At 41.4% G+C, this 5268-nt stretch carries 4 protein-coding genes and 1 pseudogene; 3 read left to right on the top strand and 2 right to left on the bottom strand.

All coding sequences use genetic code 11. The features are described from left to right. Positions 1-467: 467 nt before the first annotated feature. The gene (locus BFU02S_RS14680) at positions 468-1973 is read right to left on the bottom strand and encodes an MDR family MFS transporter (RefSeq protein ID WP_066372240.1); all 1506 of its coding nucleotides are present in this window, start codon (positions 1971-1973) and stop codon (positions 468-470) included. Positions 1974-2167: 194 nt separating this feature from the next. On the opposite strand from BFU02S_RS14680, the gene BFU02S_RS14685 reads away from it, so the two are divergent. Together BFU02S_RS14685 and BFU02S_RS14690 are read left to right on the top strand one after the other, a co-directional pair. Further along, positions 2168-2929 carry a prohibitin family protein gene (locus tag BFU02S_RS14685; RefSeq protein WP_084361147.1) on the top strand — a complete coding sequence of 254 codons (762 nt, stop codon included), beginning with the start codon at positions 2168-2170 and terminating at the stop codon, positions 2927-2929. Positions 2930-3051: 122 nt separating this feature from the next. Then, positions 3052-3267 (top strand): DUF6366 family protein, encoded by a 216-nt coding sequence (locus BFU02S_RS14690; RefSeq protein WP_066372234.1) that lies wholly within the window; start codon positions 3052-3054, stop codon positions 3265-3267. 150 nt (positions 3268-3417) lie between these two features. On the opposite strand, the pseudogene BFU02S_RS17160 reads toward BFU02S_RS14690, so the two are convergent. Continuing rightward, positions 3418-3659 (bottom strand): annotated as a pseudogene (locus BFU02S_RS17160) (DNA-binding protein). Between the two features lie 294 nt (positions 3660-3953). Here BFU02S_RS17160 and BFU02S_RS14695 point away from each other — a divergent pair. Further along, positions 3954-5117, top strand: coding sequence for an MFS transporter (locus BFU02S_RS14695; protein WP_066372236.1), 1164 nt, complete (start codon positions 3954-3956; stop codon positions 5115-5117). The last annotated feature ends 151 nt before the right edge of the window (positions 5118-5268 follow it).

Here is a 5268-nt window from a genome sequence, read left to right on the forward strand (position 1 = left end):
ATAAATCCCGAATCGCCTCGGTTTTATGAGATTAGGTCGATAAGAATCTTTCATAAATCCCGGAGCAATTCGGTTTTCGCAGCCTCGATCGATATGACTGTTCTAATTGCCCGAACCAATTTGTTTACTACTTCTTCTGTCGTTAAGAATGTTTCAAGATGTCACTCAGAATCCATTTCTTTTATATTCGGTCATTAAGTAGTATTCTAGAAAAACTTTATAGCATTACGGCATGAACCGAATTCAATTAAACGTTTAATTAACTGACAAATTTTTCAGCATTGATTCGAAAAAACATTGTAGCATCGCGCTTAAAACTGAATTCAATCAAACGTTTAGTTAACCAACAAAATTTTTAACAGCCATTTCCAAGAAACCGCTTAGCGGTGGTGCATAAACCCGATTTTAACCAATCGTTTGTTTAAACAAACTCCCCTGCTGATAAAAGCAGGGGAGTACTCAACAAGTTAGTTCACTTGTTTCTGCTGCTGCATGACTCTTTGATGGGATGGCAGGAACAAGGTAGCGACTAGGGAAGCTACCGCAACGATAAAAATGACCATGAAAATTTGATGAATGGCGTGTGCGAGCGCCTGATCCACAAATTGCCTCATTGCAGGCGGAATTTTTGCCAGACCGCCGCCGCTCGACTGAAGGAAATGGCTGATATTCCCAGCATGTTGACCGGCATTGGCTGGCATGTGGGCTTTTGCATAGTTGGTAACGGAAGTGTTGAACATGCTGCCTAAAATGGTAATACCAATCGTTTGCCCGAGAGAACGGACGAATGAGTTGGAAGCCGTTGCGGCTCCGCGCATTTGCCAGCCGACTGCGGATTGAATTAAAACCGTTGTCGGAGTCATCGCATAGCCCATGCCAAACCCAATGACGATCATTAGACCAACAAAGTACCAGTATGGTGAATTCAGTTGAACTGCCAATGTCCAGCAAGTCCCCAGCGATACAAGAATCACGCCAATCAATGCAGTCAGCTTTGAGCCGATTTTGTACATATATCTTCCGGCAAAAGTCGAAGCGAGCGGCCATGCGAAAGACATCGGCATTAAGGTGAGACCCGAACTCGTGGCACTATGATTAAGGATCGTTTGAATCCACATTGGCAAATAGACATTTACCCCGATCAGCACGAAACTAATGAAAAACCCGATGATATTTGCTACGGCAATGACAGGATTTTTAAATAAGGAAAGCGGCAGCGTCGGTTCTTCCACTTTCGTTTCAATCCAAAGAAACAAGACAATGCCAACAGCTGCAAGAACAAATAAAGAAATAATCGTTGAACTTCCCCACGGATACGTGGTGCCCCCATTTAGCAGGGCATATAATAGTGAGGAAATCGCCGCTGTAAAAACAAGAGCGCCCCAGTAGTCGATTTTCTTCGACTTACGCTCAAAACTTTCATGCAAGAACATAAACACAAGAATGAGGGAAATGGCGCCGACCGGTACGTTTATGTAAAAAATCCACCGCCATGAGAAATGGTCGACAAACATGCCGCCGACAAGCGGTCCAAGAAGACCGGCAATTCCCCAGACGCCACTGAAAACCCCTTGCATACGTGCGCGCTGCTCTCCTGGGAAAATATCGCCAATAATCGTAAACGTAATGGGCATAACAGCACCGGCACCGATTCCCTGAAACGCGCGGAACCAGATTAATTGCTCCATAGTTTGTGACATCCCTGATAAAACAGAACCAAGCACAAACAACACAACACCGATACTGAAAATCACCTTGCGGCCAAAGAGGTCGGCTAATTTTCCATAAATGGGCGTTGTGACGCTTGTTGTCAATGTATAAATGGCGAATACCCAGCTATAAAGACTTAATCCTTGCAATTCGCGGACGATGTGAGGCATGGCCGTACTGACAACCGTGACATCAATCGCCGTTAGGAAAGTGGCGACCATCATCGCGATGGTTACCATTGTGCGGTTGGTTTGCTGACTCAATTTTTCCGCTCCTTTCATTTCCATATATGCTAACTTGAATATAATCCATTTTTCCATGTCTGTCACGCAGCAAAAAAACAACTTGTCACAGATTGTTTGAAATGTATACAATTGGATATGGATACATAGTTTTCATATATAAAGGGGGAGATTGAGTGAAATATTCGAAATATGTCTTGGGCGTGGTGTTTGTGATGGTGGTCATCATTTTGGTGTTTTCCTCTGTGACAACTGTTTCCTCAGGATACCGTGGCGTACTTTTACAAATGGGGGCTGTTAAGCCGGCGATTCTGTCGGAAGGGCTTCATTTTAAAGTGCCGTTTATTCAAACAGTCCAACCGATTGAAGTCCGCGTGCAAAAGGAAGAAAACTCGCAAACGGCCGCATCAAAAGACATGCAGAACGTCACAACCAAAGTGGCCGTTAACTATTCTGTTGATCCTAATGCCGTGAATAAATTATATCAAGAAATCGGGCTCGATTATCGTTCGCGCATTGTCGACCCGGCGATTGCGGAGTCACTGAAAGCCGTCACGGCACAATATACCGCAGAAGAACTGATTTCCAAGCGCCCGGAAGTATCAGCTCAAGTGAAAGAAATGCTTTCGAAAAAATTATCCAAGTATTATATGAAACTCGAAGATATTAATATTAAAGAATTTGCCTTTAGCGATGAATTCAATAAAGCAATTGAAGCAAAACAAACAGCGGAACAAAACGCATTGAAGGCACAGCGGGATTTGGAAAGAATCAAAATTGAAGCCCAGCAACAAATCACACAGGCCGAAGCGGAAGCCCAAGCCTTAAAACTGAAAAAGCAGGAAGTCACCCCGGAACTCATTCAATTAAAACAAATTGAAGTCCAGGAAAAAGCATTAGAAAAATGGGACGGCAAGCTACCAAGCGTAACCGGGGGTGCTACACCGTTTATTGATTTTAATGCCGTGAAGAAGTAATTTTATAAAACTGGAAAAGCCGCCTCCTTGATCGGGTTGGCGGCTTCATTATTTTTCAAAATAATGAATGAAAAAGTTTCATTAAATTATCAGTGGGATAGAATTCCTTTTATGGTGTTTATATGAAAGATAACCAAGAAACGCCGGAGCGGAAAAGAGAGAGATTAAGACAACAAGAATTGAAAAGCAACCCAACGGGTAATATGAACGATGCTTATAATAGAACAAACAGTGGAAATCTTGCTGATTTAGTTGGCAGCTTAGGTTGGAAAGGTATGAGGGTTCTTATTCTTGTAATAGTTATTGCTTTTATTATTATATCACTCTACTTTAAGTAACAGAGTGCCTTTCATCATCTTGGGCAAATGAAGGTGATTGGCACACTTCAAGGCTTATCGGATGCCGCTGGTCAGAATACAGAGTAGAAATAAATCAATGATTTTCCAACTTTTTCAAACGAAAATAGCCCCTCTCAAAAAAGAAGGGCTTTAATCATATGGGCGATAGTTTTTTCGGAGTTCCTCCAATTCCTTTTTCTTTTCTTCAACATCGCTTCGTAAAAATAAACTGATTCCGGCCAGTTTTTTCACTGGAACAAGCTTGGCGTTCGAAACCATTTGGTTTAATCGTGCCCGGCTATACCAAGAATCTCCTGAGTTTCAGAGGAAGTAAGGACTTCATTTTGAACGAAGTCCTCTACCTCTTTACGATAGTTCAAATGGTACTGCATGTCATTTCCTCCATACGTCTTTAATGATTACCCTAAAAGGGTAGCACAGTGATCATCAATAAAATATTCGTGAACAAATTACAGAAGACACCTTCTCAACTCTTTCTATTTTAATTTTACCGAGAATTCATATTATCTGACAATAAAATTGTCGCGTACTTTATGCTGTATTTTTCAATTAGAGTAATGGAAAACATAAAGTTCAAAAAATAAATGAAATTATGGTATCATTTAGTATAGGCTCCTCCCAATTAGAGGGAAGAGCCTATTTTAGGTTATACAAGGAGTAAATTTATGCAAAGCCCTAACATGACTTTAGCTATATTATTGACTAATCTTTTTATTGTCTTTTTGGGAATTGGCCTTGTTATTCCGGTTACTCCTGAGATTATGGATGAGCTGCATATATCTGGGGCTGTTGTCGGCTATATGGTTGCTTTTTTTGCTTTTACCCAGTTAATTGTGTCACCGATTGCCGGCAGTTGGGTAGACCAATTTGGGCGAAAAAGAATGATTTTGGTCGGTTTAGTAATTTTTGCCCTTTCAGAGTTTATATTCGGAATCGGACAAAAAGTAGAGATGCTTTTTCTTTCCCGCATGCTTGGCGGAGTCAGTGCAGCATTCATTATGCCGGCTGTCACAGCATTTATCGCTGATATTACAACGTTGGAACAGCGGCCTAAAGCACTCGGGTATATGTCGGCAGCTATTTCCACAGGTTTTATTATAGGTCCTGGTTTTGGCGGTTTTTTAGGAGAGATTAATCCCAGATTGCCATTCTTCTTTGCAGCTGCTCTAGCATTCATCACAGCTATTATAGCGATCGCCGTCCTGCATGAGCCGGATCGAAAACTTGAAAAAGAACAAATCATTGAGCCAAAAACAGGGATAAAACGCATTTTTGTACCGATGTATTTGATCTCTTTTATCATTATTTTCATTTCTACATTCGGATTGGCGTGCTTTGAATCATTGTTTTCTTTATTTGTCGATCATAAATTCGGGTTTTTGCCGAAGGATATTGCCATTGTGATCACAGGGGGAGGCATCTTGGGCGCAGTTTTCCAAGTTGGTTTATTTGACCGTCTGACGAAATGGCTGGGGGAAATTCGTTTAATTCTTTATTGCCTCATTCTCTCAGCCGTCCTCGTTTTTTTCATAACCATCGTGAACACCTATTGGACGATTTTATTGGTGACCGTCACCGTGTTTGTTGGATTTGACTTGATACGACCGGCTGTTACCACGTATTTATCCAAAATTGCCGGAAATGAACAAGGCTTTGTCAGCGGCATGAACTCGATGTTCACAAGTATTGGCAATGTCATTGGACCGATGATAGGAGGGATTTTATTTGACATTGATTTAAACTATCCCTTTTATTTTTCAACGATTCTTTTGGCAGTTGGAATTGCCGTTACGTTTGCCTGGAAAGGGAGGGAGTATCGGACAACTTAAGACAGAAGCGTATTCTATGAGAATACGCTTTTTTAACCGATATTTCATCGTTCGAAATTGATTTAATTTCCAAATGCGTGGTCTAACCCCACCGTCTTTAGACGGTATCAGCTTTTAGCCTTATTCTCGTATGTCCATACTTAGGTAGTGT

This window comes from Neobacillus fumarioli NBRC 102428, assembly GCF_001591485.1.
Taxonomy (GTDB): Bacteria; Bacillota; Bacilli; order Bacillales; family Cytobacillaceae; genus Neobacillus; species Neobacillus fumarioli.